Annotated in this window: 28 protein-coding genes; 16 read left to right on the top strand and 12 right to left on the bottom strand. The window is 70.2% G+C overall.

Annotation, left to right across the window (positions count from 1 at the left end):
- Positions 1–162: 162 nt before the first annotated feature.
- On the top strand, positions 163–840 hold the full coding sequence (locus tag QP939_RS14970) for a ScbR family autoregulator-binding transcription factor (protein ID WP_285457369.1): 678 nt from the start codon (positions 163–165) through the stop codon (positions 838–840).
- 54 nt (positions 841–894) lie between these two features.
- Here QP939_RS14970 and fbaA read toward each other — a convergent pair whose 3' ends face one another.
- Both fbaA and QP939_RS14960 read right to left on the bottom strand, forming a co-directional pair.
- Complete coding sequence (gene fbaA, locus QP939_RS14965; protein WP_285457368.1) at positions 895–1,926, bottom strand: class II fructose-bisphosphate aldolase; 1,032 nt, start codon at positions 1,924–1,926, stop codon at positions 895–897.
- Positions 1,927–2,087: 161 nt separating this feature from the next.
- Complete coding sequence (locus tag QP939_RS14960) at positions 2,088–2,909, bottom strand: LLM class F420-dependent oxidoreductase (RefSeq protein WP_285457367.1); 822 nt, start codon at positions 2,907–2,909, stop codon at positions 2,088–2,090.
- Positions 2,910–2,972: 63 nt separating this feature from the next.
- Between QP939_RS14960 and QP939_RS14955 the strand changes: the two genes are divergently transcribed.
- From QP939_RS14955 to QP939_RS14930, 6 genes are all read left to right on the top strand, one after another.
- On the top strand, positions 2,973–3,875 hold the full coding sequence (locus QP939_RS14955) for an aldo/keto reductase (RefSeq protein WP_285457366.1): 903 nt from the start codon (positions 2,973–2,975) through the stop codon (positions 3,873–3,875).
- A gap of 80 nt (positions 3,876–3,955) precedes the next feature.
- Positions 3,956–4,867: an SDR family oxidoreductase gene (locus QP939_RS14950; protein ID WP_285457365.1), complete on the top strand. Its 912-nt coding sequence runs from the start codon at positions 3,956–3,958 to the stop codon at positions 4,865–4,867.
- A 2-nt stretch (positions 4,868–4,869) separates the two neighbouring features.
- Positions 4,870–5,346 (top strand): pyridoxamine 5'-phosphate oxidase family protein, encoded by a 477-nt coding sequence (locus QP939_RS14945; protein ID WP_285457364.1) that lies wholly within the window; start codon positions 4,870–4,872, stop codon positions 5,344–5,346.
- 81 nt (positions 5,347–5,427) lie between these two features.
- A complete protein-coding gene (locus QP939_RS14940) occupies positions 5,428–6,900 on the top strand; it encodes a flavin-containing monooxygenase (RefSeq protein WP_285457363.1) in 1,473 nt (490 codons plus the stop codon).
- The gene (locus QP939_RS14935; RefSeq protein ID WP_285457362.1) at positions 6,897–7,754 is read left to right on the top strand and encodes a metal-dependent hydrolase; all 858 of its coding nucleotides are present in this window, start codon (positions 6,897–6,899) and stop codon (positions 7,752–7,754) included. The genes QP939_RS14940 and QP939_RS14935 overlap by 4 nt, the downstream gene beginning before the upstream one ends.
- Before the next feature lie 50 nt (positions 7,755–7,804).
- Positions 7,805–8,746, top strand: coding sequence for a PDR/VanB family oxidoreductase (locus QP939_RS14930; RefSeq protein ID WP_434219648.1), 942 nt, complete (start codon positions 7,805–7,807; stop codon positions 8,744–8,746).
- Here the strand turns inward: QP939_RS14930 and QP939_RS14925 are convergent.
- Positions 8,741–9,019: a YciI family protein gene (locus QP939_RS14925; RefSeq protein ID WP_285457359.1), complete on the bottom strand. Its 279-nt coding sequence runs from the start codon at positions 9,017–9,019 to the stop codon at positions 8,741–8,743. The two genes, QP939_RS14930 and QP939_RS14925, sit on opposite strands and share 6 nt — an antisense overlap.
- Before the next feature lie 199 nt (positions 9,020–9,218).
- Here QP939_RS14925 and QP939_RS14920 point away from each other — a divergent pair, with 199 nt between their 5' ends.
- From QP939_RS14920 to QP939_RS14905, 4 genes are all read left to right on the top strand, one after another.
- Entirely contained in the window at positions 9,219–9,791 is a 573-nt protein-coding gene (locus QP939_RS14920; RefSeq protein ID WP_163046624.1) for an RNA polymerase sigma factor, read from the top strand.
- A gap of 91 nt (positions 9,792–9,882) precedes the next feature.
- On the top strand, positions 9,883–11,034 hold the full coding sequence (gene nagA, locus QP939_RS14915; protein ID WP_285459752.1) for an N-acetylglucosamine-6-phosphate deacetylase: 1,152 nt from the start codon (positions 9,883–9,885) through the stop codon (positions 11,032–11,034).
- 23 nt (positions 11,035–11,057) lie between these two features.
- Positions 11,058–11,393, top strand: coding sequence for a hypothetical protein (locus QP939_RS14910; RefSeq protein WP_285457358.1), 336 nt, complete (start codon positions 11,058–11,060; stop codon positions 11,391–11,393).
- Between the two features lie 45 nt (positions 11,394–11,438).
- On the top strand, positions 11,439–12,140 hold the full coding sequence (locus tag QP939_RS14905; RefSeq protein WP_285457356.1) for a DedA family protein: 702 nt from the start codon (positions 11,439–11,441) through the stop codon (positions 12,138–12,140).
- A 156-nt stretch (positions 12,141–12,296) separates the two neighbouring features.
- Here the strand turns inward: QP939_RS14905 and QP939_RS14900 are convergent, their stop codons facing one another.
- A complete protein-coding gene (locus tag QP939_RS14900) occupies positions 12,297–13,688 on the bottom strand; it encodes an FAD-binding oxidoreductase (RefSeq protein ID WP_285457355.1) in 1,392 nt (463 codons plus the stop codon).
- A gap of 173 nt (positions 13,689–13,861) precedes the next feature.
- On the bottom strand, positions 13,862–14,287 hold the full coding sequence (locus QP939_RS14895) for a PPOX class F420-dependent oxidoreductase (protein WP_285457354.1): 426 nt from the start codon (positions 14,285–14,287) through the stop codon (positions 13,862–13,864).
- A 185-nt stretch (positions 14,288–14,472) separates the two neighbouring features.
- Between QP939_RS14895 and QP939_RS14890 the strand changes: the two genes are divergently transcribed.
- From QP939_RS14890 to QP939_RS14875, 4 genes are all read left to right on the top strand, one after another.
- Positions 14,473–14,997 (top strand): MarR family winged helix-turn-helix transcriptional regulator, encoded by a 525-nt coding sequence (locus QP939_RS14890; protein ID WP_285457353.1) that lies wholly within the window; start codon positions 14,473–14,475, stop codon positions 14,995–14,997.
- Entirely contained in the window at positions 14,994–17,579 is a 2,586-nt protein-coding gene (locus QP939_RS14885; RefSeq protein ID WP_285457352.1) for an MFS transporter, read from the top strand. The genes QP939_RS14890 and QP939_RS14885 overlap by 4 nt, the downstream gene beginning before the upstream one ends.
- Entirely contained in the window at positions 17,576–18,397 is an 822-nt protein-coding gene (locus tag QP939_RS14880; RefSeq protein ID WP_285457351.1) for a YceI family protein, read from the top strand. The genes QP939_RS14885 and QP939_RS14880 overlap by 4 nt, the downstream gene beginning before the upstream one ends.
- A 130-nt stretch (positions 18,398–18,527) precedes the next feature.
- Positions 18,528–19,196 carry a DedA family protein gene (locus QP939_RS14875; protein ID WP_285457350.1) on the top strand — a complete coding sequence of 223 codons (669 nt, stop codon included), beginning with the start codon at positions 18,528–18,530 and terminating at the stop codon, positions 19,194–19,196.
- Positions 19,197–19,199: 3 nt separating this feature from the next.
- On the opposite strand, the gene QP939_RS14870 is transcribed toward QP939_RS14875, so the two are convergent.
- From QP939_RS14870 to QP939_RS14840, 7 genes are all read right to left on the bottom strand, one after another.
- Entirely contained in the window at positions 19,200–19,613 is a 414-nt protein-coding gene (locus tag QP939_RS14870) for a VOC family protein (protein ID WP_285457349.1), read from the bottom strand.
- Between the two features lie 175 nt (positions 19,614–19,788).
- Positions 19,789–20,529, bottom strand: a complete 741-nt coding sequence (locus tag QP939_RS14865) for an SDR family oxidoreductase (RefSeq protein WP_285457348.1) — start codon at positions 20,527–20,529, stop codon at positions 19,789–19,791.
- Positions 20,526–21,161 (bottom strand): nucleoside/nucleotide kinase family protein, encoded by a 636-nt coding sequence (locus QP939_RS14860; RefSeq protein WP_285457347.1) that lies wholly within the window; start codon positions 21,159–21,161, stop codon positions 20,526–20,528. Before QP939_RS14860 ends, QP939_RS14865 begins: the two co-directional genes overlap by 4 nt.
- Complete coding sequence (locus QP939_RS14855; RefSeq protein ID WP_285459751.1) at positions 21,158–21,985, bottom strand: PfkB family carbohydrate kinase; 828 nt, start codon at positions 21,983–21,985, stop codon at positions 21,158–21,160. Before QP939_RS14855 ends, QP939_RS14860 begins: the two co-directional genes overlap by 4 nt.
- A 2-nt stretch (positions 21,986–21,987) precedes the next feature.
- Positions 21,988–22,797, bottom strand: a complete 810-nt coding sequence (locus tag QP939_RS14850; RefSeq protein ID WP_285457346.1) for an ATP-binding cassette domain-containing protein — start codon at positions 22,795–22,797, stop codon at positions 21,988–21,990.
- Positions 22,794–23,789: an ABC transporter permease gene (locus QP939_RS14845; RefSeq protein WP_285457345.1), complete on the bottom strand. Its 996-nt coding sequence runs from the start codon at positions 23,787–23,789 to the stop codon at positions 22,794–22,796. Before QP939_RS14845 ends, QP939_RS14850 begins: the two co-directional genes overlap by 4 nt.
- Positions 23,786–24,802 carry a substrate-binding domain-containing protein gene (locus tag QP939_RS14840; RefSeq protein WP_285457344.1) on the bottom strand — a complete coding sequence of 339 codons (1,017 nt, stop codon included), beginning with the start codon at positions 24,800–24,802 and terminating at the stop codon, positions 23,786–23,788. Before QP939_RS14840 ends, QP939_RS14845 begins: the two co-directional genes overlap by 4 nt.
- A gap of 109 nt (positions 24,803–24,911) precedes the next feature.
- On the opposite strand from QP939_RS14840, the gene QP939_RS14835 reads away from it, so the two are divergent.
- Positions 24,912–25,949, top strand: a complete 1,038-nt coding sequence (locus QP939_RS14835) for a LacI family DNA-binding transcriptional regulator (RefSeq protein ID WP_285457343.1) — start codon at positions 24,912–24,914, stop codon at positions 25,947–25,949.
- Positions 25,950–26,011 lie beyond the last annotated feature (62 nt).

Genomic DNA, 26,011 nt, shown 5'->3' with positions numbered 1-26,011 from the left:
GGACATCTGCCCAGCTCGCGCCCGATTTGCGCGGTCCGTTCCGACATCGTCGCAGGACGTGAGCACGCCGCCACGGCTAGCTCACGACCGGATAGTAAGCTACGATAAACATTCGTCGAGGTATGGAAGTGCTCGGCGCATATCGACCGAGAAGGTGCCACGATGACGAAGACCGGCCCCGCACCGCAGCGGCACGGCCTCAAGCAGGAACGAGCGGTCCGCACGTACGCGCAGATCCTGCACGCGGCGGCGGAGATCTTCGCCGCCCGCGGGTTCGCCGAAGTCACCCTGGTCGACATCGCCGAGCACGCCGGCGTGACGAAGGGCGCGGTCTACTTCCACTTCGCGAACAAGGAAGCCATCGCGGTCGCCGTCTCCGAGGAGTACTACGCGCGGCTGCCGACGCTCGCCGCCGGCGTCAAGGCCCTCGACCTGCCGCCGCTCGACGCCACCGTGGAGCTGCTGACGCGGATCGCCCTCGCCCTGCGGGACGACCATGTCTTCCAGGCGGCCGTCCGCCTGCACATCGAGCACTTCCTCATCGAAGGCGGCCTGCCGACGCCGTTCGTCAGCTACACCGAGCTGGTGCGCCAACTGCTGGAGCAGGCCGACGAGCTGGGCCAGCTCCAGCCGGGCACCAGCCCGGCCGCGCTGGCCAGGGTCCTGGTCGCCGCGTTCTTCGGCGCGCAGCACATCTCGTGGGTGCTGCACGGCCGCAAGGACATCATGGAACGCGTCCAGGAGGTCATCGCCGCGATCGTGCCCACCCGGCCGGGCGGGCTCGTCGGCAGCCACGTCTCCCGCGCCGGTCAGCGCTCGCGCGTCCCCGAAACGCACTGAAGGCCGCTTCGACGCGACTGGGGGTCGTGTCGAAGCGGCCTTCAGTTGTGCGTCTTACTTGAGCTTGGTGCCCGCGGAGCCGAGGGCCTGGCAGGCCTCGACGACGCGCTGCGCCATGCCGGCCTCGGCGGCCTTCAGGTACGACCGCGGGTCGTAGACCTTCTTGTTGCCGACCTCGCCGTCGATCTTCAGGACACCGTCGTAGTTCTTGAAGAAGTGGTCCACGATCGGGCGCGTGAACGCGTACTGCGTGTCGGTGTCGACGTTCATCTTCACCACGCCGTAGGACACCGCTTCGCGGATCTCCTCCGGCAGCGAGCCCGAGCCGCCGTGGAAGACCAGCTCGAACGGCTTCGCGCCGGAGTCGAGGCCGAGCTTCTTCGCCGCCGCCTCCTGGCCGCCCTTCAGCACGTCCGGGCGCAGCTTGACGTTGCCCGGCTTGTACACGCCGTGCACGTTGCCGAACGTCGCCGCCAGCAGGTAGCGGCCCTTCTCACCGGCGCCGAGCGCGTCGATCGTCTTCAGGAAGTCGCCCTCGGCGGTGTACAGCTTCTCGTTGATCTCCGCTTCGACACCGTCCTCCTCGCCGCCGACGACGCCGATCTCGACCTCGAGGATGATGTTCGCGGCCGCCGTCTTGGCCAGCAGCTCCTGCGCGATCTGCAGGTTCTCGTCGAGGTCGATCGCCGAGCCGTCCCACATGTGGGACTGGAACAGCGGGTTCTGGCCGTTCTTGACGCGCTCGGCCGAGATCTCGATCAGCGGGCGGACGAAGCCGTCCAGCTTGTCCTTCGGGCAGTGGTCGGTGTGCAGCGCGACGTTGACGTCGTACTTCGCCGCGACCACTTGGGCGAACTCGGCCAGCGCGGTCGCGCCGGTGACCATGTCCTTGACCTTCTGGCCGGACGCGAACTCGGCACCGCCGGTGGAGAACTGGATGATGCCGTCGCTCTCCGCCTCGGCGAAGCCGCGGATGGCGGCGTTCACGGTCTCGGACGAGGTCACGTTGATGGCCGGGTAGGCGAACTCGTTCGCCTTGGCCCGGTCGAGCATCTCCGCGTAGACCTCGGGGGTGGCGATGGGCATCGTTACTCCTCCTTGGCACAGGGTGGTCCCGACCGCATCGTACGAGGTGGACCGCCGCCGCACACCGGTCCCCGCGCAGAAACTTTCACGCACGTGGAATCGGTTCAGATCGGGCTCCGTCCGGCCGCCGGAGCCGGGGCGGCCGGACGGAGATCACACCCTCAGCGCAGCGCCTCCGCCAAGGCGCGGTAGGCGGGCCACGGGTCCTCGTTGAGCACCTGGACGGTGACGTGGTCGGCACCCGCCTCGAAGTGCTCGTTCAGGCCGCGGGCGATCGTCTCGACGTCGCCGTGCAGGGCGAGCGCGTCGACGAAGCGGTCGCTGCCCTCGCCCGAGAGGTCCTCGTCGGTGAAGCCGTACTTCCGCAGGTTGCTGGTGTAGTTCGAGAGGCCGAGGTAGTACTGCAGGCCGCGCCGGGCGATCTCCCGCGCCTTCGCCGGGTCGGTCTCCAGCACGACCTTGTGCTCGGGAGCGAGCAGCTTGCCGTCGCCGAGCAGCGCGCGGGTCGCCCGGGTGTGGTCGGGGGTGGTGAGGTACGGGTGCGCGCCCGCGGTCCGGGCGCCGGACAGCTCGACGACCTTCGGGCCGAGCGCGGCGAGCAGGCGGCCCTCGACCGGCACGCCGGCCGCGTCGAGCCCGTCCAGGTACTCGACCAACGCCGTGTACGGCTTCTTGTACTCCTTCGTCGCCTCGCGGTGGCCGGCGCCGACGCCGAGCAGGAAGCGGTCCGGGTACTTCGCGACGATGCGGTCGTACGCCCGCGCGATCGACGCCGGCTCGTCCTGCCAGATGTTGACGATGCCGGTCACCACGACCAGCCGCTCGGTCGCGCCCAGCAGCTCGTCGACGAGCGCCAGGTCCCCGCCGGGCGAGCCGCCCAGCCAGAGCGCGCCGTAGCCGAGCTCTTCCACCCCCGCCGCGAACGCCGGGTCCACCGCGGTGAACATCCGCCAGATGCCGGTCCTGCCCAGTTCGATAGCCATGGAACACCCCAACACGTGAGACGGCGATTTTCGTCCCGGGTCCGCCGAACTAACGTCGAAGGCATGACCAAGCTGGGCAACACCGATCTCGACGTGTACGGGCTCAACCTCGGCGGCAACGTCTTCGGCTGGACGGCGGACGAGGAAACGTCCTTCGCCGTGCTGGACGCCTACGCGGCGGCGGGCGGCAACTTCGTGGACACGGCCGACGTCTACGGCGGGGGCGGCGGCTCCGAGGAGATCCTCGGCCGCTGGGTCGCCGCGCGCGGCAACCGCGACAACGTCGTCATCGCGACGAAGGTCGGCGCGTGGGACGCCCGGCCGGGCCTGTCGGCGAAGAACATCCAGGCCGCGGCCGAGGACTCGCTGCGGCGCCTGAACACCGACCACATCGACCTCTACTACGCCCACCGCGATGATCGGGACACTCCGCTCGAAGAGACCCTCGAAGCGTTCGACGCGCTGGTCCGCGCGGGCAAGGTCCGCTACCTCGGCGCGTCCAACTACACCGCCGACCGGCTCGCCGAGGCACTGTCCATTTCGGACAAGAACGGTCTCGCCCGGTACGCCGTCCTGCAGCCGCACTACAACCTCGTCGAGCGCGACTACGAGCGCGACCTCGCCCCGCTCGTCGACCGCGAAGGCCTGGCCACGCTGCCCTACTTCGCCCTCGCGAAGGGGTTCCTGACCGGCAAGTACCGCTCGAAGGACGAGACCGGCGACAGCCCGCGCGCCGCCCGCGCCGTGTCCTATTTGGACGGCGGCGGCGAGCGCGTCCTGGCGGCCCTCGACGAGGTCGCGGCGGCACACGGCGTCTCGGTCGCGACGGTGGCCTTGGCCTGGCTGCGCGTCCAGCCGACGGTCGCCGCACCGATCGCGAGCGCCCGCACCCCCGAGCAGCTGACAGACCTGATCGCCTCGGTCTCCCTGTCGCTGACTCCAGACGAAGAAGCGTCACTTTCATAGGGAAAGTGACGCTACTGTTGGGTAGCTTACTGCGGGTAAGTTGGGGTACGGTGCCTCTGAACTGACGTTTAGGAGGCACCGTGGCCAACCCGTTTTCGCTGCTGAGCGGCACCAAGAAGGTCGACGGCAAGGTCGTGCTGATCACCGGCGCCGCCCGCGGCATCGGGGCCGGGCTGGCCGAACGGCTCGCCGCGCGCGGTGCGAAGGTCGCCCTCGTCGGACTCGAAGCCGAGGAGCAGCAGAAGGTCGCGGACCGGATCGGCGCGAACGCGCACTCCTGGGAAGCCGACGTCACCAGCTGGGACGCGCTCGAGCAGGCTACGAAGGGCGTCGTCGAGCACTTCGGCGGCATCGACATCGTCATCGCCAACGCCGGCATCGCGACCGCGGGCTTCGTCCGCTCGGTCGACCGGGCCGCGTTCGAGAAGGTCATCGAGGTCGACCTGCTCGGCGTCTGGCGAACGTTCCGCGTCACGCTGCCGCACGTCATCGAGCGCAAGGGCTACCTGCTGGCCATCTCCAGCCTCGCCGCGATCACGCACGCGCCGGGCATGGCGAACTACGCCGCCGCCAAGGCCGGGGTCGAGGCGTTCTCCAACAGCCTCCGCGCCGAGGTCGCGCACCTGGGCGTCAAGGTCGGCGTCGCGCACCCGACGTGGATCCGCACCGACCTGGTCGAGAGCGCCGACGCGCACCCGGTGTTCGGCAAGCTCCGCGCGTCGATGCCGGGCCTGATCGGCAAGACCTACCCGCTCGACGTCGCCCTCGACGACCTCGAGGCCGGCATCCTCAAGCGCGCCCGGACCATCCACGTGCCGCGCTGGGTCGGCGGGCTCAAGCTGCTGCGCGCGTTCCTGCCGCCGATCATCGAAATCGGCTCCCGCAGCCGGGTACCTTCGGCGGACAAGGCCGCGCTGGCCGACATCGAGGCCCGCGGCGCGTTCGAGTCGGCGGTCACCGGCCACGGCGGCCGGGCCGCCACCAAGGGGTGAAGATGTCCCGTCGCGACCAGATCCGGATGACCGACGACGAAGTGCGCGCGTACTTCGACGAGCAGAAGGTCATCAACGTCGCCACCATCGGCCCGAGCGGCCGCCCGCACCTCGCGCCGCTCTGGTACTACCCGCACGAGGACGGCGGCGTCGCGACCTGGACGTACGGCACGTCCCAGAAGGCGAAGAACCTCCGGCGCCTGCCGGAGGCGACCGTGCTCATCGAGGACGGCGAGAGCTACGAGAAGCTCCGCGGCGTCTCGCTCGAAGCCGACGTCGAGATCGTCGAGGACACCGAAGAAGTCACCCGGATGGGGATCACGCTCATGCAGCGGTACGCGGGCGCCAAGCCCGGCGACCCCGTCCCCGACGAACTTCGCGCCTTCATCGCAGGTCAGGCCCCGAAACGCATCGGGCTGGTCTTCCGCCCGACGAAGGTCGTCAGCTGGGACCACACGAAGCTCGGCGGGACGTACTAACCAGTAGGGAGTACTTCCAAGTAACTGTTACTTGAGGTAACGTCATCTGGGCAGCATCCTCGAAGCAGCGGAGGCCGACAGATGACCGAGCGGTTCAAGGTCGTGATCGTGGGCACCGGGTTCTCCGGGCTCGGCCAGGCGATCCAGCTCGAAAAGGCCGGCATCCGGGACTACGTGATCCTGGAGAAGGCCGACGAAGTGGGCGGGACCTGGCGCGACAACTCGTACCCCGGGTGCGCGTGCGACGTGCAGTCGCACATGTACTCGTTCTCGTACGAGCAGAACCCGGGCTGGTCGCGGTCGTTCTCGCCGCAGCCGGAGATCTTCGACTACCTCAAGGGCGTCGCGGACAAGTACCGGCTGCGCGAGAAGATCCGCTTCGGCGTCGAGCTCACCGGCGCCCACTGGGACGAGGGCGAGCGCCGCTGGACGGCGACGACCAAGGACGGCCGCGAGTTCGTCGCCCAGTTCCTGGTCTCCGGCGTCGGCGGCCTGCACATCCCGCAGGTCCCCGAGCTGCCCGGGATCAAGAAGTTCAAGGGCCAGACCTGGCACTCGGCGCGGTGGAACCACGAGTACGACCTGCGCGGCAAGAAGGTCGCCGTGGTCGGCACCGGCGCCAGCGCCATCCAGTTCGTGCCGCGGATCGCGCCGGACGTCGCCGAGCTGACGCTCTTCCAGCGCACGCCGCCGTGGATCATGCCCAAGCCGGACCACGCGATGCCGTCGTGGGCGCAGCAGCTGTTCAAGCGCGTGCCCGGCACCCAGCGGCTCTACCGCAACGCGCTGTACTGGCTGCTCGAAGCGCGCGCCATCGGCTTCAACGGCCACCCGGCGATCATGAAGGCGGGCGAGCTGATCGCGAAGCGCCACATCGCCAAGGGCGTCAAGGACCCCGCGCTGCGCAAGAAGGTCACCCCGGACTACACGATGGGGTGCAAGCGCGTCCTGATCTCCAACGACTACTACCCGGCGCTGAACCGGCCGAACGTCGACGTCGTCACGGCCGGGATCAAGGAGGTCAAGGCGCACTCGATCGTCGACTCCGCCGGGGTCGAGCACGAGGTCGACGCGATCATCTACGGCACCGGGTTCAAGGTCACCGACGCGCTCGAGTACCTCGACATCACCGGCGTCGACGGCCGCAGCCTCGCCAAGGAGTGGGCGGCCGAAGGGATGCGGACGCACAAGGGCATCACCGTCTCGGGCTTCCCGAACCTGTTCTTCCTGCTCGGCCCGAACACCGCGCTGGGCCACAACTCCGTGGTGTTCATGATCGAGTCGCAGTCGCGGTACGTCGTCGACGCGATCAAGCTGGCCGACTCCCGCGACGCCGCCGCGCTCGACGTGCGGCCGGGTGTGCAGGAGAAGTTCCAGCAGGAGATCCAGGACAAGCTGGTCAAGGGTGTCTGGACGCAGGGCGGCTGCAAGAGCTGGTACCTCGACGCGAAGGGCGTCAACCGGACGATCTGGCCCGGCTTCACCTGGCGTTACTGGCTGGAGACGCGGAAGGTGGACCCGGCCGACTTCGAGCTCAGCGGACGCTCGTCGTGACGTCCCCGGACGAACAGCTCGTCCTGCACGCGCGGGACGTGAAGTTCGACTGGGCGGCGCTGCCGATGCACTGGATCCCCGGCGAGCCGCAGGCCACGCACACCATCAACGTGCTGCACCTGGCGCTGCCGGAGGGCGAACGCTGGTTCGTCGAGGTGTTCAAGCAGGCCGTGCCGCTGATCCGCGACGAGCGGCTCAAGCAGGACGTGCTCGGCTTCATCGGCCAGGAGGCGATGCACGCCGAGGCGCACGACGGCGCGGCGGCGCACCTGGAAGCCGCTGGTGTGCGCGTGCGGCCGTTCATCGCGCAGATGGAGTGGCTGTTCCGGAAGCTGCTCGGCGACCGCGACCTGACCGGCCGCGCGGCCGAAGAGTGGCTGGTGGAACGGCTCGGGATCATCGCCGCGATCGAGCACTACACGGCGTTCCTCGGCCAGTGGGTGCTCGACGCGCCGCTGGAGGACGCAGGCGCCGACCCGGTGATGCTGGACCTGCTGCGCTGGCACGGCGCGGAGGAGGTCGAGCACCGCTCGGTGGCGTTCGACCTGTTCATGCACCTCGACGGGCGGTACACGCGCCGCGTCCGCAGCATGGCGGCGGTGACGCCGGTGCTGGCGTGGGTGTTCGCGCGCGGCACCCGCTACCTGATGCGCAACGACCCGACGTCGCCCGGTCGCGCCTCCCTGCGCGGCTACCGCCGGGCGGCGAAGCGCGGGTTGCTGCCGACCGGACGTCAGCTGCTGCGGGAAATCGCGCCGTACTTCCGGAAGTCCTACCACCCGACGGAGACCGGCAGCACCGAGCAGGCCGTGGCGTACCTGGCGAGTTCCCCGGCCGCGCGGGCGGCGGAGTGACCCTCGGGCGGCCCGCCAGGCTGGACGGCAGCGGCCGGACCGACCATCTGATGTCCACTTTGGTCGGTGTCGTGGGCGTTTACCGCCGGTTGTCGCAATTCAGTGGCCGCCGACGGCCGCCCGTGCGCGCGGTCGACCGGAACATGCCCCTGGTGGTCGAAGACGTGCGACCCGAAGCCGAGGACGTCGTCAGCCTGCGGCTCGGGAACGGCACGCCGTTGCCGGGCTGGCGGCCGGGCGCCCACGTCGATCTCGTGCTGCCGTCCGGGCTGGTGCGGCAGTACTCCCTGTGCGGCGATCCGTCCGAAAAGGATCATTACCGCATCGCCGTGCGGAAGATCGGCGTCGCGTCGGCCGAGGTCCACGCGCTGCGGCCGGGCGCGGAGGTCGTCGTCCGGGGCCCGCGGACGGCGTTCCCGTTCGTCGGCGAGGGGCCGTTCCTCTTCGTCGCGGGCGGCATCGGGATCACGCCGATCCTGCCGATGGTCGGCGCCTGCGTGGAATCTGGCGCCGACTGGCGGCTGGTCTACACCGGCCGCAGCCGTGCGTCGATGCCGTTCCTCGACGAGCTGAGCGCGTACGGCGACCGCGTCTCGATCCGCCCGGACACCGAGTACGGCGTTCCAGCCTCGGGCGCCGAACTGCTCGACGGCATGCCGGACGGCGCGTCGGTGTACTGCTGCGGGCCGGTGCCGATGATCACCGGCGTGCGCGTCGACCTGGCGCTGACCACGGCCAAAGCCGTGCACTTCGAGCGGTTCGCGCCGCCGCCGATCGTCGCCGGGGAGCCGTTCCGGCTGACTTTGCGCAGGTCAGGCACGGTGCTCGACGTCCCGGCCGACCGCAGCGCGTTGAACGTCCTCCTCGACGCCCGCCCCGGCACGCCGTACTCGTGCCGCCAGGGTTTCTGCGGGACCTGCGCGGTGCCGACGGCCGACGGCGGGTCGATGCGCGTGTGCGTCGACCGCGGCACCACCGTGCTCGACCTATGACGGCAGCCAGGCGCCGATCACCGGCTGGAACTCGCGGACCGTCCGCTCGGCGATGACGCCCTCCAGCGCGTACGGGTCCTTGTCGATCGTCTCGAGCAGGTGCGCCTCGTCGTCGGCCTGGTAGAGCGTGAGGCCGCCGGAGCCGTCGCCGAGCGGCCCGGCGACCGCGACCCGGCCCTCCTCGGCGAGCTTCGCGAGGAACTCGCGGTGCCGGGGCCGGACCTCCGGCATCTTCTCCTGGACGTAGGTGATTTCGACGAGGAACCAGGCCATGGGGCACTCCGGGGTCGGGCGGGAGGTACGCGCCCGACGCTACCCGTGTCACAACTGTGTCCCAGCATCCGACCTGTGGCGACGGGAGGCCAACCCGATAGGCTGGGCGTGCGTCAGTACCTGTGTGAGCGCTGTGAATACCGTGAACCTGCTGACGCGGCACACCGTGCAAACCGGGGTCGAGGACAGGCAGGGGTTCATGCTCGAGGGCAATGCGGAACGCAGTGTCGAGGCGACCCTCGGCCACCTGCGGGTGATGGACGGTCCGGCCCCGGCGCAGACGGCCGCGCCGCTGACCCTCGAAGACCTCTACCGGCAGCACCGGATGCGGCTGGTCCGGCTGGCGATCCTGCTGGTCGACGAGCCCGCGACCGCGGAAGACGTCGTCCAGGAGGCCTTCACCGGCCTGCACCGCAACTGGGGGCGCCTGCGTGACGCCGCGGCCGCCGTCGGCTACCTGCGCACCGCCGTGGTCAACGGGTCGCGCAGTGTGCTGCGCCGCCGCAAGACCGCCCGCGAGTACGTGCCGCCGCACGCGGTGAACGCCCGGTCCGCCGAGAGCCTCGCGATGCTCTCCAGCGAGCACCAGGCCGTGGTCAGCGCGCTGTCCAAGCTGCCGCCCCGCCAGCGCGAAGTGCTGGTGCTGCGTTACTACGGTGGGCTGAGCGAGGCCGAGATCTCTGAGGCCGCAGGCATTTCCAAGGGTACCGTTAAATCGACCGCCAGCCGGGCGCTCGAGGCGCTCCAGAAGGCCATGCAGGCCCCACAGTGACCCGGGTGGACCATTCCGATCACTGAGTCGTATCACCATGCTTGGTCCAGACCAATATATGCTGGGGTGCGTGAGAGGCGCCGGAGATTTCGTGATCATGGGCGGCCGGGTCGCCGCCCCGGACCGTGTACTCGACGACGGCTGGATAGCCGTCTCCGACGGGCGGATCGCCGGCGTGGGTTCCGGGAACCCGCCGTCGGGCGAACACGTGGACGTCGGAGGGGCGCTGGTCGTCCCCGGGTTCATCGACACCCACTGCCACGGCGGGGGAGGTGCTTCGTTCACCTCCCTCGATCCCGAGGAGCTCTTGACGGCGGTGCGGGCGCACCGCCGTCACGGCACCACGACCATGCTCGCCAGCCTGGTGTCCGACCCGGTGGACATCCTGCGTGAGCAGGTCGCGGCGCTGCGTGAGCTCGTCCAGGACGGCGAGGTCGCGGGCATCCACCTGGAGGGGCCGTTCATCTCGAAGGCCCGCTGCGGCGCGCACGACCCGGAGACGCTGCTCGAGCCGGACACCGGCACGGTCGACAAGCTCCTGCGCGCCGGCCAGGGCGCGATCCGGATGGTCACCATCGCCCCCGAGCTGCACGGCGGCGTCAAGGCCGTCCGGCAGCTGGCCGAGTCGGGCGTCATCGCCGCCATCGGGCACACCGACGGCGTCGAGGAGCAGCTGCTGCCGGCCATCGACGCGGGCGCGACGGTCGCGACCCACCTGTTCAACGGCATGCGCCCGCTGCACCACCGCGAACCCGGCCCGGTCGGGGCCCTGCTGGACGACGAGCGCATCACGATCGAGCTCATCTGCGACCTGGTGCACCTGCACCCGACGGTCGTGCGGCTGGCCGCGAAGCACGCGGGCCGCAACCGGACGGTGCTGATCACCGACGCGATGTCGGCCACCGACGCCGCCGACGGCCGCTACACGCTGGGCCGCCTCGAGGTCGACGTGCACGACGGCGTCGCCACCCTCGCCGACAACGGCTCCCTGGCGGGCAGCACCCTGACGATGGACACCGCCTTCCGCAATCTGGTCCGGGGTGCGAAACTCGGCATCCTCGACGCGGTGCACGCGACGTCGCAACGGCCCGCCGAGCTGCTCGGCATCGCCGACCGCACCGGCATGCTGTGCCAGGGATACGCGGCCGACCTCGTGGTCCTCGACCAGGACCTGCGGCCCGCCAAGGTGCTGCGCCGGGGTGAATGGGTCGCCGAGGTGGGTACGGCTACCTTGAGCACCTAGGGATTTCGAGGAGACGGGCGGAGATGAGCGAGCCGAAGGACCCCGAGCAGCTGCTGGCGGACGCCCTTCGCGCGCAGGCGGTCTTCGCCCCTTCGGCGTCCCGCGAGTCCGGGACGGACGCCGTCCCCACGGACGAGCTGCCGTCGGCGTACGGGCTTCTTTCGGGCGCCGGCGCGGACTCGTTGGAGCGCGAGCGGGCGGCGCTGGACGCGGCGTCCGAGGCGCCCACGGCGTACTCGCCGCCACCCCCACCGCTGTCGCGGCCGTCGGCGCAGCTGCCCGCGTACTGGATCTTGCTGCTGGCCGTGCTGCTGGGCCTCGCCGCGGGGTCGGTCGTGGGCCTGCTGACCCTGGTCTGACCGGGTCTCAGTAACGACTCAGGGTGACCCTGTACCGTTTTTGGGGTGATTCTCGCCCAGAGCACGGTCAACACGATGTCGCTGCTGCCGTCATGGCTGGACCCGCAGCACCTGCTGAGCGGCCTGACGACGCCGGTCATCGCGGTCCTGTGCCTGATCATCTTCATCGAGAGCAGCATCTTCCCGGTGCTGCCCGGTGACTCCCTGCTGTTCACGGCGGGCCTGTTCATCGCGAACGGCACGCTCGACGCGCCGTTGTGGCTGGTCTGCGTGCTGGTGACGGTCGCGGCGCTGCTCGGCAACGTCGTCGGCTACTACATCGGCTACTTCGTCGGGCCCAAGCTGTTCAACCGCCCGGACTCGAAGTTCTTCAAGAAGGAGTACGTCGACAAGACGCACGAGTTCCTGGAGAAGCACGGCCCGAAGGCGGTCGTCCTGGCCCGGTTCGTCCCGTTCGTCCGGACGTTCATCACGTGGATCGCGGGCATCGGCCGCATGGACCCGAAGCGCTACTTCACGTACACGGTCCTCGGCGGCATCCTGTGGGCCGCGGGCATCACGGTGCTCGGCTCGCTGCTGGGCAACATCGGCTTCATCCGGGACAACGTCGACGCGATCTTCGTGCTGATCGTCCTGGTGTCGGTGGTGCCGATCGGGCTGGAGTACCTCAAGTCGCGGCGCGAGAAGAAGGCACTGGCCGAGGCGGACCCGGAGGTCACGCAGCGGATCCCGCGAGTGCGGGACTGAGGTTTTGGAAGGGCCCCACCGGTCGGCGGTGGGGCCCTTTTTGCGTCCCGGGCCGCGGCGGCCGCGCGGCTCGGCCAGACGTCGCGAATGACTCATTCGGGACCTCCAACGTCCCGAATGAGTCATTCGCGACGCTCGGCAACCCGGCTCGGCGGCTCAGGTCATCGAGAACATCGAGCCCGGGTTGAACAAGTTCTCCGGGTCGAGGGCCTGCTTGATCTGCCGGTGCACCCGCATCCCGATCGGCCCGATCTCGCGCTCCAGCCACTCGCGCTTGATCTTGCCGACGCCGTGCTCGCCGGTCACCGTGCCGCCCAGGGACAGCCCGACCTCGAGGATCTCGTCGAACGCCCGGCGCGCACGAGCGAACTCGTCCGGATTGTCGGGCTGGTACACGATCGTCGGGTGCATGTTGCCGTCGCCCGCGTGGCCGACGACCGCGATCCGCAGCCCGACCTCTTCGCTGATCTTCTCGCAGCCGTGGATCAGCTCGGCGATGCGCGTCCGCGGCACGCACACGTCGTCCGTCAGCCAGACGCCGTACGTCTCCAGGGCCGTCAGCACCACCCGGCGAGCCTGCAGGAGCATGCGGCCCTCTTCGACGTCGTCGGTCGTGTACGCCAGGTCCGCGCCGCAGTCCACGCAGATCTGCTCCAGTGCCGCCAGCTCGCGGCGGGCCACCTCGCCGCCCGCGTCCGACTGGCCCAGCAGCAGCGCCCGGCAGTCCGAGCCCGCACCCAGGTCCGTCTTGAGGTACGCCTCGGACGCCTTGATCGACGACGCGTCCATGATCTCCAGCAGCGACGGCACGAGCCCTTCCCGCACGACCCGCGCCACCGCCTCGCCCGCGGCTTCGGTCGTATTGAAGCCCGCCACCAACGTCGCCGGCGCCTGGGGCAGCGGCTTGAGCTGGACCGTCGCCTGCGTGATGACGCCGAGCGTTCCTTCGCTGCCGACGAACAGGCGGGCCAGGTCGTACCCGGCGACGCCCTTGACCGTGCGGCGGCCCGTCTTCAGCAGGGACCCGTCGGCCAGGACCACCTCGAGGCCGAGCACCGAGTCCGTCGTGACGCCGTACTTCACGCAGCAGAGGCCGCCCGCGTTGGTCGAGAGGTTGCCGCCGATCGTGCACCAGTCGTAGCTCGACGGGTCCGGCGGGTAGAACAGCCCGTGCTTCTCCACGGCGTTGCGGAAGTCCAGGTTGACGACGCCGGGCTGGACCACGGCCAGCCGGTTGCCCGGGTCGATCTCGACGATCTCGTTCAGCTTGGTCAGCGACAGCGTCACGCACCCGTCGATCGCGTTCGCGGCACCGGACAGGCCGCTGCCCGCGCCGCGCGGCACGATCGGCACCCCCGCCTCGGCGCACGCCTTGACGACGGCCTGCACCTGCTCGACGTTCGCGGGCAGCACCACCGCGAGCGGCTTCCCGGACGGCGCCAGCGGCATCATGTCGCGCGCGTAGGACGCCGTGACGTCGGAGTCGGTGAGCACGGCCTGCCTGCCGAGCAGGTCGCGCAGCCGGGTGACCAAAGCTTCGTTGCCCATGGCCTCATGGTAAGCCCGGATAGTCCGCACTGCGGAAAACAAGTTTCGAATCCAGCCGCGCGGACCAGCCGAGCAAGCGCCCCAAGGCGGCCTTGGTTGCGTCTGACGCACCCAAGGCCGCCTTCGGTGCGCCTGACGCACCGAAGGCCACATTGGGGCGCTTGGGCCGGGGGTCAGCGGACGATGCCGACGACCTTGTCGATCCGCACCTTCAGCAGCACTCGCTGATCGGCGACCATCGCCGCGCGGTACTCGGCCCAGTCCGGGTGTTCGCCCGCGGCGCGCCGGTAGTAGTCGACCAGCGCCTCCACCGTCGCGTCGTCCGGGGCCGCCGCCGGGGGCGTCAGCTCGGCGCGGCCCTCGGCGACCGCGTAGCTCCAGCCGTCCTCGGTGCCCACGTGGTAGGTGACCCGCGGGTCGCGGCGCATGTTCTTCGTCTTCGCCCTCGACTCGGTGATCGACGCGATGATCGTGTCCGTCGCCGCGTCGTAGAGGTGCGTGATCGTGGAGAGCTGGGGGCGGCCGTCGCGGCGGATGGTGGCCAGGACGCCGTGGCGGCGCGACGCGAGAAGGTCCTTCAAAGCTGTGTCGTCGGTCATAGTCGTCACAACTCCTCGATCGCGGAGTTGTTCCGCGAACCCCGCTCGAAATCTGCTTGCATACGGCAACTAAAGTGTGTTCGACCACATCCATTGCCCCACCACTTGCACAACAAGTGGTGAAGGCACATCCTTGCCTGAGGCAACTAGTTGCAGCCGCCAACCAACGCCTTGAAGGATCACCCATGGCACCGAACACCACCCGGCCCACGGCCGAACTGGACCTCGCCGACCAGCTCGGCCACGAGCTCGTGCGCCTGGTCCGGCTGATCAACAAGGCGAAGTCCCAGGTCGCCAAGCAGGGACCGGACGGGATCGAGCGGGCGGCGTACGCGATCCTCTTCACCCTCATCCACGAGGGCCCGCAGCGCACCAGCCGGCTCGCCGAGTCGCTCCACTCCGAGATCTCCACGATCAGCAGGCAGTCGAGCTCCCTCGTCCAGCACGGACTGGTCGAGCGCCAGGCCGATCCCGAAGACGGCCGCGCCTGCCTCCTCGCGCCTACCGCCGAGGGAATGCGGGTATTCGAGGAGAACCGCAAGCAGCGCAACCAGTGGCTGGCCGAAGTCCTCGGGGACTGGACCGACGGGGAGATCCAGACCCTGAACCGGCTGTTCGGCCGGCTCAACACAGGTATCGAGAACCACTCTCCACAGCTGGCCGACGCCCACGCGTCCGCCGGTGCACCGGCCAAGGGGGCCAACGCATGAGCACCACCACCGTCGACCAACCGACCGTGGCGAAGGAACCGCCACGGCTGAGCCACCGCCAGATCGTCACGATCCTGAGCGGCCTGATGTGCGGCATGTTCCTCGCCGCGCTCGACCAGACGATCGTGGGTACCTCGATCGTCAAGATCGCGAACGACCTGCACGGCTTCGACCTGCAGGCCTGGGCGACCACGGCGTACCTGATCACCTCGACGATCGTCACGCCGATCTACGGCAAGCTGTCGGACATCTACGGCCGCAAGCCGTTCTACCTGGCCGCGATCGGCATCTTCGTCGCCGGTTCGCTGGCCTCGACGTTCGCGCAGTCGATGTACCAGCTGGCCGCGTTCCGCGCGGTGCAGGGTCTCGGCGCCGGCGGTCTGATGTCGCTGGCCATGACCATCCTCGGCGACATCGTGCCGCCGCGTGAGCGGGCCAAGTACCAGGGTTACATCCTGGCCGTGTTCGGCCTGTCGACCGTGCTCGGCCCGGTGCTCGGCGGCTTCTTCGCCGGCATCGACAGCCTCGCCGGCCTGCACGGCTGGCGCTGGGTCTTCCTGATCAACGTCCCGATCGGCGTCATCGCCCTGTTCGTCGTGGCCAAGGTCCTGAACGTGCCGCACCAGCGCCACGACCACAAGATCGACTGGTGGGGCGCGCTGACGCTGGTCGTCGCGGTCGTGCCGTTCCTGATCGTCGCCGAGCAGGGCCAGAAGTGGGGCTGGGGCGACCAGAAGGCCATCCTCTGCTACGTCGTCGGCGGCGTCGGCGTCATCGCGTTCATCGTGGTCGAGAAGCTGATGAAGGACGCCGCGCTGATCCCGCTGCGGCTGTTCAAGAACTCGACCTTCACCGTGGCGATCATCGGCGGTGTCATCGTCGGTGTCGCGATGTTCGGCGCGATCACCATGATCCCGCAGTTCATGCAGGTCGTGCAGGGCTACACGCCGACCGAGTCGGGGCTGCTGATGCTGCCGCTGATGGCGGGCATCATGCTCAGCTCGATCGTCTCCGGCCGGCTCACCGGGAAGACCGGGCGCTACAAGATCTTCCCGATCATCGGCACCATCCTGATCGCCGGTGGCGCGTTCTTCTTCGCGCAGGTCAAGTACGACTCGCCGCTGTGGCACCCGCTCGTCGCGGCCGCCATCATCGGCCTCGGCCTCGGCCAGTGCATGCAGACGCTGATCATCGCGGTGCAGAACGCGGGCCCGCGCAGCGACATGGGCGTCTCGACCGCGTCGGCGACGTTCTTCCGCCAGATCGGTGGTACCGCGGGTGTCGCGATCTTCCTGACAGTCCTGTTCAACACCCTGCTGCCGAACATCACCAAGGCGTTCGGCGGTCAGCTCCCGGCCGGCGCCGGGGCGGGCATCGGCAACCTGTCGGAGAACACCAGCGGCATCCAGAACCTGCCGGAGGCGATCCGGACCCCGGTGCTGATCGGCTTCACCGACTCGATCACCACGGTGTTCTACATCGCGGGCGCGGTGGCCCTGCTGGCCACGCTGGTGCTGCTGTTCATGAAGGAGATCCCGCTGACCAACGCGGCCCCGGCCGCGGCGGCCATGGAGGGTGGCGAGGCGCTGCTCGAGGCGGACGCCCTCGCCGACGAGCCGACCGAGATCGTCGAGCCGGTCAAGCCGGTCCAGCCGGTCGACCGCGAGCCGGCGCTCGTCGGCGGCGGGAAGCACGCGCTGAGCACGAACGGGCACGGTGACTACCAGGCCGTCTCGGGGGCGCTGCCGATCACGAACTCGGTCGCGGACTCGGAGCTGGACACCCCGGTCGGCGCGGGTGGCGTGCCGGTGACCGGGCACGTCCGGCGCCAGGACGGCAGCCACGTGCCGGGTGCGGCGCTGACCCTGATCGACCAGCGCGGCCGCCAGGTCGCGCGGGCCACCGGCGCGGCGGACGGCAGCTACTCGGTGCCCAGCCAGGGCCCGGGCGCCTACGTGCTCATCGTGTCCGCGCACGGCCACCAGCCGCAGGCCTCCAGCGTCGTGATCAGCAACGGGCCGGCGACGGTCGACGTCACGCTCACCGGGTCCGGCGAGCTGACCGGCACCGTGCGGGCGGCTGCGACCGGCACCCCGCTGGCCAACGTGACGGTGACGCTCACCGACGGCCGGGGCGAGGTGAACGGCGCGTTCATCACGACCGCGGACGGCACGTACGCGTTCGTCGGGGTCGGCGCCGGGGCGTACACCCTGGTCGCGAGCGGCCCGGGCTACCGGCCCGTCGCGACGACGCTGACCGTGCCCGACAGCGGCGTGCTGCGCCACGACCTCGAGCTGGCCAGCTCGGTGCTGCTGACCGGCACCGCGCGCACCGAGGGCGACCGGATCGTGCCGGACGCGCGGATCACCGTGCTCGACGCCGAAGGCAACGTCGCGGCGGTCGCGCGGACCGACGGCGAAGGCCGGTACCTGGTGAGCGACCTGCCCGCGGGCGCGTACACCGTGGTCGCGAGCGGCTACCCGCCGGCGACCAGCCAGGTGGAGCTGACCGGCGGCGAAGCGGACCACGACGTCCGGCTGAGCTACGACCAGGCCCTCGACGAGCTGGTCGACCGGTCATGAGCGGCTTGCGCGCGACCTTCCGCACGGCCGAGGGGTGGGCGGTGGAGCACGCGGTGCTCACCGTGACCGACCCGGCCGGGCGGCAGGTCGCCCGGCAGGCGGCCGACGTCCGCGGGGAGGTCGTCACCGACGCTCTCCCGGCGGGCACGTACACCGCCGTCGTCACGGCGGCCGGGTACACCCCGGTCGCCCGGATGGTGCAGATCGCCTCGGACGGCTCCGGCTCGCTCGGCGACGTCGTGCTGGCCCCGGTCGCCGAGGCGGTCGAGCTGCCGCCCGCCGGGCCGTGGGTGATCGACCCGATGCACTCGTCGGTCGTCGCGACCGCGCGGCACCTGGGCATCGCGAGCATCAAGGCGCGGTTCCCGGACGTGTCCGGCCGGATCGAGATCGGCCGCCCGGCCGAGCGGTCGTCGGTGCACGCCGAGATCAAGGCGGCGACCATCGACACCGGCATCCGGATGCGCGACGACCACCTGCGCTCGGCGGACTTCCTCGACGTCGACGTCCACCCGGTCATCACGTTCACCAGCACCGGGCTGCGCCAGCGCGGCACGGACTCGTGGACGCTGCTGGGTGAGCTGACGCTGCACGGCGAGCGCCGCGAGATCGAGCTCGAGCTGACCTACGGCGGCTGGGGCCCGGACCCGTGGGGCGGCGTGCGCGCGGCGTTCCACGCGGAGACGACGCTGCACCGCAACGACTTCGCGATCAACTACAGCGCGATGGTCCGCGCGGGTGTCGCGGCGGTGGGCACGACGGTCAAGGTCGAGCTGGACATCGAAGCGGTGCAAGGGGAATCCCTGCCGCAGTTCTGAGGTCTTGGTTCGGAAGGCCCTCTCACCGCTGGTGAGGGGGCCTTCACCGTTCGTGCGGGCTGAAACTTCGAGAGGGCTCGATTCGACCGTTAGCCGTGGGCCGTTCACCCGGGCCACGTAGGCTCCGGGTGTGAACGTCGTGAGCATCGAGGCCGCGGGCGTCGGCGTGAGCTGGCTGGACACCGCCGGCCCGCTGCTCGTCTGGGTGATCGTGCTGAGCTTCGTGCTGATCGAATGCGCGTTGATCATCGGGCTGTTCCTGCCCGGTGACTCGCTGCTGTTCGGGGCCGGTGTGGTGCTGGCGCAGCACGGTTCGGACGCGAACGCGTGGTTCCTCTCCGGAGCCGCGCTGATCGTCGCCGTGCTCGGCAACCAGATCGGCTACTACATCGGCCGCACCAGCGGCACCAAGCTCATCGCGCGCCGCGACGGGAAGGTGCTGAACCGGCAGGCCCTGGACCGCGCGCAGCGGTTCCTGGACCGCAAGGGCTTCTTCGCGATCGTGGCGGCCCGGTGGATCCCGTGGATCCGCACGCTCGCCCCGCTGATCGCCGGCGCCGCCCGGATGGACCCGCGCCGGTTCATGGCGGCGACCGCGCTCGGCGGGCTGCTCTGGGTGCCGACGCTCGTGCTGCTCGGCTACTACGGCGCCGGCCTGCTGGACGCGCTGCCGTGGCTGAAGACGGCAGCGTTGTGGATCAGCATCGCGTTCTTCGTGGTCGGGACCGGCTACGGCGTGCTGCGCTACCGCCAGGAGATGCGCCGCCCGGTCGACGAGCCGGACGACGCCCGCACCTGAGGCTCAGGGTTCCGGGTCGGCCCAGATTTCGAGCTGGATGCCGTCCGGATCGCGGAACACGACGACGCTGGAGCCCTCGAAGGTGCGAGACGGCGCGGTCGGCAGGTAGGAGACGCCGAACTCGGCGAGCCGGTCTTCCCATTCGGCCAGCTCGGCGACCGAGCCGACCTTGAAGGCGACGTGTTCGAGCCCGGCACGGCGTTCGTCGAACCCGCGTCTGCCGGTGTCGGCGTGCTGCACCAGCACCACGGAGAACTCGTCGCCCGCGGACCGCAGGACGACCTTCCGCAGCCCCGTGTCCGGCTCTTCGCGCCGGGTGACCTCCTCGAGGTCGAGGACCCGGGCGTACCACGGCACGCTGCGGTCCACGTCGGTCACGGTGAGCGCGAGGTGGTGCACGGACATGAGTTTGGCCATGGCTTTCGAAGCCGTCCTTTCGCGTGGCGGCTTCCCAGAGTTGCACAGCGTTCGCCTGCCGAAACCGAGGTGACCAATTCCCCGGTCAATCGTGATCTCGCCGTCTCCGCGCGTCCCAGCAGGCGGACGCCGGTGACCGAAGGTCATTCGTAATTATCAGAGCGTACTCGAACGGTCACCGGCCGCCACCGACTTCGAGGATCGCGCCCGTCGTGAACGACGACGCGGCCGACAGCAGGAACAGCACCGCTTCCGCGATCTCCTCCGGCTGGCCCGCTCTCCCCAGCGGAATCTGCGGTGCGTACTTCGCCATCCGGTCCGGCAGCCCCGCGGCCGCATGCAGGCCGGTGTGGACCATCCCCGGCCGCACCGCGTTGACCCGGACGCCTTCGCCGCCGACCTCCTGGGCCAGCCCGAACGTCAGCGTGTCGACGGCGGCCTTCGACGCGGCGTAGTGCACCCACTCACCCGCCGAGCCGGTGCGGGCCGCCGTCGACGAGATGTTGACGATCGCGCCGCCGTCGCCGCCGTGGCGGGTCGACATCCGGCGGACCGCCTCGCGGCAGCACAGGAACACCCCCGTCACGTTCACGTCGAGGGTGCGCCGGACGACGTCGACCTCGTACTCGTCGAGCCGCCCCGGCGTGTTCCCGACGATCGCCGCGTTGTTGACCAGCGCGGTCACCGGGCCCAGCGACGCGGCCGCGTCGAACAGCGCGCGGACGTCGTCCTCGACGGAGACGTCCGCGCGGAACGCCAGCGCCTGACGGCCGTGGGCCCGCACCCGGTCGGCCACCTCGCGAGCGGGCGCGGGATCACCCGAGTAGTTCACGACGACGTCGTAGCCGCGGGAAGCCGCCAGCGTGCAGATGGCGGCCCCGATCCCGCGGCTGCCGCCCGTGACGATGAGGGTCAAATCGCGAAGTTGGCCAGCGGGAGGTTCTCCAGCACCAGGTCCGCGCGGTCCCGCGTCTGCGAGATGAGGTCGGCGTTGCGCTGGTCGGAGCCGAGCGCGCGCTGCCGCGCTTCGACCAGCGACCGGCCGTAGCGGCGGTGGCGCGAGACCAGGCGTTCGATGCGCTCGGGCTCGTCCGGGGCGAGGAACCAGGCCTCGGTGAGCAGCGGCCGGATCCCGCTCCACGGGTCGTCCGGCAGCAGCAGGTAGTTGCCCTCGGTGATGACGAGCTGGACCTCCGGCGCCACCGGCACCGCGCCGGCGATCGGCTCCTCGATCTCGCGGCGGAACTCCGGCGCGTACACGGTCTCGCGGCCCTCGGCGAGCCGCCGGATCATGTGGCAGTAGCCGGCGGCGTCGAACGTGTCCGGCGCGCCCTTGCGCTCGGTGCGGCCCAGCCGGCGCAGCTCGACCTGCGCGAGGTGGAAGCCGTCCATGCCGACCACGGCGGCGCGCGAACCGAGCGCGCTGGCCAGCGCCCACGCGAGCGTGGTCTTGCCGGACGCGGGCGCGCCCACGATCCCGAGCACGTTGCGCTGCCCGCGCACGGTCAGGCCCTCGGCCCGGGCCAGCAGGTCGTCGAACGCCGTCATGTCCTGTTCCTTCCTGCGATCGCGGTCGTCCACGACCGCGGTCCCACCTGCCGCACCCGTTCGGCGGCCACCTCGTTGGCGAAGCGGATCCGGTCCGTCACCGTGCGTTCGCGCGTCACGGCCACGGCGAGCGCGCCGTGCCAGACGTCGCCCGCACCTAGTGTGTCCCGCGCTTCCACGCTCGCGACAGGCACCTCACCCGAGCCGCCGTCCGCAGTGGACCAGCGCACCGGGCCGGGGCCCGCGGTCGTGATGACGGTGCCGACGCCGCGCTCGTGCAGCCCCGGCGCCGGAGCGCGGAAGTGCGCGCTGCAGGCAGCGATGTCGACCAGCGGCAACAGCTCGTCGAACACGGGCTTCCAGCTCCCGGCGTCCAACACGACCGGCGCCTCCGCGCCCCTGGCGACCCCCAACGCCAGCTCCGGATAATGCCCATCAAGCAAAACGACATCGGCTGCCAAAAGCGGCACTTTCCCTATGAAAGTGGCGCCTGCGGCGTTGCGGGAGACGACCGTGCGCTCGCCGTCGCGGTCGCGGACCGTGGCCGCGCTCACCGGGGGCGGGTCGGGCAGGTCGGGGGCCAGGTCGATCAGGTGGACGCCGTGGGACTCCAGGTCCGCGCGGGCGAGCGCGGCCAGCGGGTGTGCGCCGAGGACGGTAAGCAGGGTCGCCTCGGCACCGAGCGCGGCGGCCGTCACCGCGGCGTTCGTCGCGGGCCCCCCGGCCGCGACGTCCACCCGCAGCGACTGCACCTTCTCGCCCGGTGCCGGAAGCTCCTCGACCCGCTGGACGACGTCCACGGTGCACAGTCCCGCCAGCAGCACCCTCACTGCAGGCCGGCCACGTGCGTCGCGGCGGCGGCTTCTTCCACTTCACCGTTTTCGTTGAGCCGCAACGCGCCCGTGAGCAGGCCGACGACCTGGTTCATCGTGTGCGTCTTCGGCGAGACGACCGCGACGCGCCGGCCCAGCCGGTGCACGTGGATGCGGTCGGCGATGTCGAACACGTGCGGCATGTTGTGGCTGATCAGCACCACCGGCAGGCCGCGGTCGCGGATCCGGCCGATCAGGTCGAGCACCTTGCCGGACTCGGCGACGCCGAGCGCGGCCGTCGGCTCGTCCATGATCACGGCCTTGGTGCCGAACGCGGCGGCACGCGCGACGGCGACCCCTTGCCGCTGACCACCGGACAGCGTCTCGACGGGCTGGGAGATCGACTTGATGTTGATGCCCAGCTCGTCGAGGATCCGCTGCGCCTCTTTCCGCATGGTCGCGGTGTCGAGCTTGCGGAACAGCCCGAACGGGCCCTTGAGCCGCTTTTCCCGGCCCAGGAACATGTTCGACGCGATGTCGAGCGCGGGCGCGACGGCGAGGTCCTGGTACACCGTCTCGATGCCGTAGTGCCGAGCGTCCAAAGGGGACTTGAAGTGGACGGTCTTGCCGTCCACTTTGATCTCTCCCTCGTCCGGGATCACCGCGCCGGACAACGCTTTGATGAGTGACGACTTCCCGGCGCCGTTGTCGCCGACCACGGCGAGCACTTCGCCGGGCAACAGGTCGAAGTCGGCGCCGTCGATGGCGGTCACGCGGCCGTAGCGCTTCACCAGCCCGCGGGCCTGGAGGATCGGTTCGGTCATGACTGCTGCTGCCTCCTCGCGATCCGGTCCACCACGACGGCGGCGATGAGCAGGGCCCCGGTGGCGAGGTCCTGGTAGTTGCCGTCGACGTTCATCTGCGTCAGCCCGGACCGCAGCACCGCGACGACCAGCGCGCCCATCAGCGTTCCCAGCACCGAGCCGCGGCCACCGAAGAGGCTCGTCCCGCCGAGCACGACGGCGGTGATCGAGTCGAGGTTGCCCAGCTGGAACTGGTTCGGGTCGGCATTCGGCGTCCGGCCGAGCGCCTGCCACGCGGCGATGCCGAAGGTCAGCCCGGCCACGATGTACACCGACAGCACCGTGCGGTTGACCTTGATCCCGGACAGCCGCGCGGACTCCGGCGCGTTGCCGACGGCGTAGACGTGCTTGCCCCACGCGGTTTTCGTCAGCGCGTACCAGACGCCGAGGTACATCAGCAGCGCCAGCGTCATGCCGTAGGTGATCGGGATGCCGCCGAAGAGGTAGCGCTTGGTGCCGAGCCACTGCAGCAGCCCGTCGGTCACCGGCACGGCCTGGCCACCCGCGATCAGCTTCGACACCGCCGTCAGCATCGTGAACGTGCCGAGCGTGATGATGAACGCCGGCAGCTTGATCCGCGTCGCGAGCCCGCCGATGAAGATGCCGACGATGATCGTCAGCACGACCCCGGCGAGCAGCGCGACGAAACCGTTCGTCCCGGCCGCGGCGAGTTTCGCCATGATCAGCGTCGCGACGACCATCGAGGACGCGTTGGAGAGGTCGATGCCCGCGATGAGGATGACGAGCGTCTGGCCCAGCGCGAGCGTCCCGACGACCAGCGACTGCTGGACCACCGTGGACAGGTTGTCGAGGTCGAAGAACGTGTCCGTGGCCAGTGAGAACACCACGATCGCGACGACCAGCGCGAGCGCCGGGCCGACCGCGGGGGCGCGGAGGAGGAACTCGCCGAGGGATTCACGTTCCTTCGTGGACACTGCGGTGGCGGTTGTCATTTCTGGCCTCCCCAGCAGTTCTGCAGGCCCCAGGCGGAGTCGTGGCTCTCGATGCCGGGCAGCGGCTTGTCGGTGATCACGGCGGACCCGGTGTTCACGAACCCGGACGGCTTCTTGCCGGTCTTGGCGTATTCGACGGCGGCGAGCACGCCCTGCTCGGCCATCTTCTTCGGGAACTGCATGACGGTGGCGGCGAACTGGCCGTCCTTGACGTTCTGGACGCCTTCGCAGCCGCCGTCGATCGAGCCCATCACGATCTGCCCGGTGAGCCCGCGGGCCTTGAGCGCCGCGTACGCGCCGCGGCCCATCGGCTCGTTCATCGAGTAGACGGCGTTGATGTCGGTGCTGCGCTGGAGCAGGTTCTCCATGCCCTGCTGGGCGAGGCTCTGGTCGCCGTTGGCCGCGGTGTGGCCCTTGATCTCCGGCGAGCCGTCGGTCAGCCCGATGCCCTTGAGGAAACCGCCGTGGCGCTGGGTGTCGACCGAGCTGCCCGCGGTCCCGTCGACCATCAGCAGCTTGGGCGGGACGCCCTTCAGCGCGGCCTTGACGTAGGCGCCCTGCTGCTCGCCCGCCGCGAAGTTGTCGGTGGCGAAGGTGGCGTCGACGGCGTCGGCCGGTTCGGTGGCGGTGTCCAGGGCGATGACCAGGATCCCGGCGTCGCGGGCGTCCTTGATCGCCTTGAGCACGCCGGTCGACGAGCTCGGCGTGATGAGGATGGTGTTCGCGCCCTGCTGCATGAGGTTCTCGATGGCGCGGACCTGGCCGTCGTTGTCGCCGTCGAACTGGCCGGCGAGCGCGCTGAAGTCGGCGCCGTTGGCCTGCGCGGCCGCTCTCGCGGCGTTGCGGAGTTCGACGAAGTAGGGGTTGGTGTCGGTCTTGGTGACCAGGCCGACCTTGGCCTTGCCGCTCCCGCCGGTGTTCGTGCCGCCACCCCAGTGCCGCTCGACCGTGCACCCGGTCGTCGCGGCGAGGACGACGGCCAGCGTGAGCGCGGTGAGACTTCGCTGTCTCATGGTTTCCCACCCTTTGTTCCGGGTCCGAGGCTTGCCGATGGACGGGAAGGTAGACAGACTGCACCGTGCACGCAAGCGTTTGCGCAAACGCTTGCCGGAAAGGATTGGTATGCCCCAGCCTCGATCGTCGCGGCCGACCCAGCGGGACATCGCCGAGCTCGCGGGCGTCTCCATCACGACCGTCTCGCACGTCGTGAACGGGACGCGCGCGGTCGCCGAGGACACGAAGGCCGCGGTGCTGCGGGCGATCGAGGCGACCGGCTACACGGGGGACGCTATCGCGCGCTCGCTGGTCACCGGCGGCACCCGGTCGATCGGCATGGCGATCTCCCTGGTGGCCAACCCGTACTTCGCGACGTTGATGCAGGCCATCGAGCGGGAGGCGTCGGCGCACGGCTACACCGTGCTGCTGGCCGACACGCACGACACCGTCGACACGGAGCGTGACACCGTGCGGGCGCTGCGCTCCCGTCGCGTCGACGGCCTCCTCATCACCCCGGCCCCCGGCGACGGCCCGGTGATCGGCGAGCTGGTGTCGCTCGACGTGCCGACGGTGCTGATCGACCGGCTGACCACCCGCGCCGACGTCGACCAGGTGGGCACCGAGAACATTCAGGCGACGTCGGCGCTGACCGCGCACCTGGCGACGCTCGGGCACCGGCGGATCGGCATGATCAGCGGCGCACCCGGGCTGTCGACGAGCGAGGAGCGCGTGCTCGGCTACCGGCTGGGACTCGGCCGGTCCGGGCTGACGTGGTCGTCCGAGCTCGTGGCCTGCGGAAACTCGTCGCACGAGGGCGGCTCGCTGGCGTTGAGCACGCTGCTGGCGCTGCCCGATCCGCCGACGGCGCTGGTCGTCGGCAACGACAGCATGATGGTCGGGGTGCTGCACGAGGCCCGGCGGCGGGGGCTGCGCATCGGGCGCGACCTGCCGGTGGTGGTCTACGACGACGTCGAGTGGGCGGACCTGGTCGACCCGCCGCTGACGACGATGGCCCAGCCGATCGAGGAGATCGGGCGCCAGGCGGTGCGGCTGCTGCTGGCCCGGATCAACGACCCCGCGCGCAAGGCCGAGACCGTCCGGCTGGCACCCACTCTGCGTCATCGTGAGTCGTGCGGCTGCCCGCCGATTCACTCACATCAGTGATTCTGGGGTTTCGCGGTCATCTCGCGGCCGTTCAGCGGATACCTTTCGGCTGAGCGTCTGCG

The sequence above is a fragment of the Amycolatopsis nalaikhensis genome, from assembly GCF_030264295.1.
GTDB lineage: Bacteria > Actinomycetota > Actinomycetes > Mycobacteriales > Pseudonocardiaceae > Amycolatopsis > Amycolatopsis nalaikhensis.
Note: the sequence above shows the minus strand (reverse complement) of the source record. Positions and strands in the feature narration are given on the sequence as shown.

Bases quoted from the DNA above. Each gene is read 5' to 3' on its own strand.
- QP939_RS14885 (WP_285457352.1), top strand. From the start codon at position 14,994: ATGAGCACCACCACCGTCGACCAACCGACCGTGGCGAAGGAACCGCCA.
- QP939_RS14940 (WP_285457363.1), top strand. From the start codon at position 5,428: ATGACCGAGCGGTTCAAGGTCGTGATCGTGGGCACCGGGTTCTCCGGG.
- QP939_RS14945 (WP_285457364.1), top strand. From the start codon at position 4,870: ATGTCCCGTCGCGACCAGATCCGGATGACCGACGACGAAGTGCGCGCG.
- QP939_RS14845 (WP_285457345.1), bottom strand. From the start codon at position 23,789: ATGACAACCGCCACCGCAGTGTCCACGAAGGAACGTGAATCCCTCGGC.
- QP939_RS14870 (WP_285457349.1), bottom strand. From the start codon at position 19,613: ATGGCCAAACTCATGTCCGTGCACCACCTCGCGCTCACCGTGACCGAC.
- QP939_RS14835 (WP_285457343.1), top strand. From the start codon at position 24,912: ATGCCCCAGCCTCGATCGTCGCGGCCGACCCAGCGGGACATCGCCGAG.
- QP939_RS14860 (WP_285457347.1), bottom strand. From the start codon at position 21,161: ATGACGGCGTTCGACGACCTGCTGGCCCGGGCCGAGGGCCTGACCGTG.
- QP939_RS14930 (WP_434219648.1), top strand. From the start codon at position 7,805: ATGTCCACTTTGGTCGGTGTCGTGGGCGTTTACCGCCGGTTGTCGCAA.
- QP939_RS14840 (WP_285457344.1), bottom strand. From the start codon at position 24,802: ATGAGACAGCGAAGTCTCACCGCGCTCACGCTGGCCGTCGTCCTCGCC.
- QP939_RS14960 (WP_285457367.1), bottom strand. From the start codon at position 2,909: ATGGCTATCGAACTGGGCAGGACCGGCATCTGGCGGATGTTCACCGCG.
- QP939_RS14895 (WP_285457354.1), bottom strand. From the start codon at position 14,287: ATGACCGACGACACAGCTTTGAAGGACCTTCTCGCGTCGCGCCGCCAC.
- QP939_RS14920 (WP_163046624.1), top strand. From the start codon at position 9,219: ATGCTCGAGGGCAATGCGGAACGCAGTGTCGAGGCGACCCTCGGCCAC.
- QP939_RS14925 (WP_285457359.1), bottom strand. From the start codon at position 9,019: ATGGCCTGGTTCCTCGTCGAAATCACCTACGTCCAGGAGAAGATGCCG.
- QP939_RS14955 (WP_285457366.1), top strand. From the start codon at position 2,973: ATGACCAAGCTGGGCAACACCGATCTCGACGTGTACGGGCTCAACCTC.
- QP939_RS14910 (WP_285457358.1), top strand. From the start codon at position 11,058: ATGAGCGAGCCGAAGGACCCCGAGCAGCTGCTGGCGGACGCCCTTCGC.
- QP939_RS14970 (WP_285457369.1), top strand. From the start codon at position 163: ATGACGAAGACCGGCCCCGCACCGCAGCGGCACGGCCTCAAGCAGGAA.
- fbaA (WP_285457368.1), bottom strand. From the start codon at position 1,926: ATGCCCATCGCCACCCCCGAGGTCTACGCGGAGATGCTCGACCGGGCC.
- QP939_RS14880 (WP_285457351.1), top strand. From the start codon at position 17,576: ATGAGCGGCTTGCGCGCGACCTTCCGCACGGCCGAGGGGTGGGCGGTG.
- QP939_RS14900 (WP_285457355.1), bottom strand. From the start codon at position 13,688: ATGGGCAACGAAGCTTTGGTCACCCGGCTGCGCGACCTGCTCGGCAGG.
- QP939_RS14890 (WP_285457353.1), top strand. From the start codon at position 14,473: ATGGCACCGAACACCACCCGGCCCACGGCCGAACTGGACCTCGCCGAC.
- QP939_RS14850 (WP_285457346.1), bottom strand. From the start codon at position 22,797: ATGACCGAACCGATCCTCCAGGCCCGCGGGCTGGTGAAGCGCTACGGC.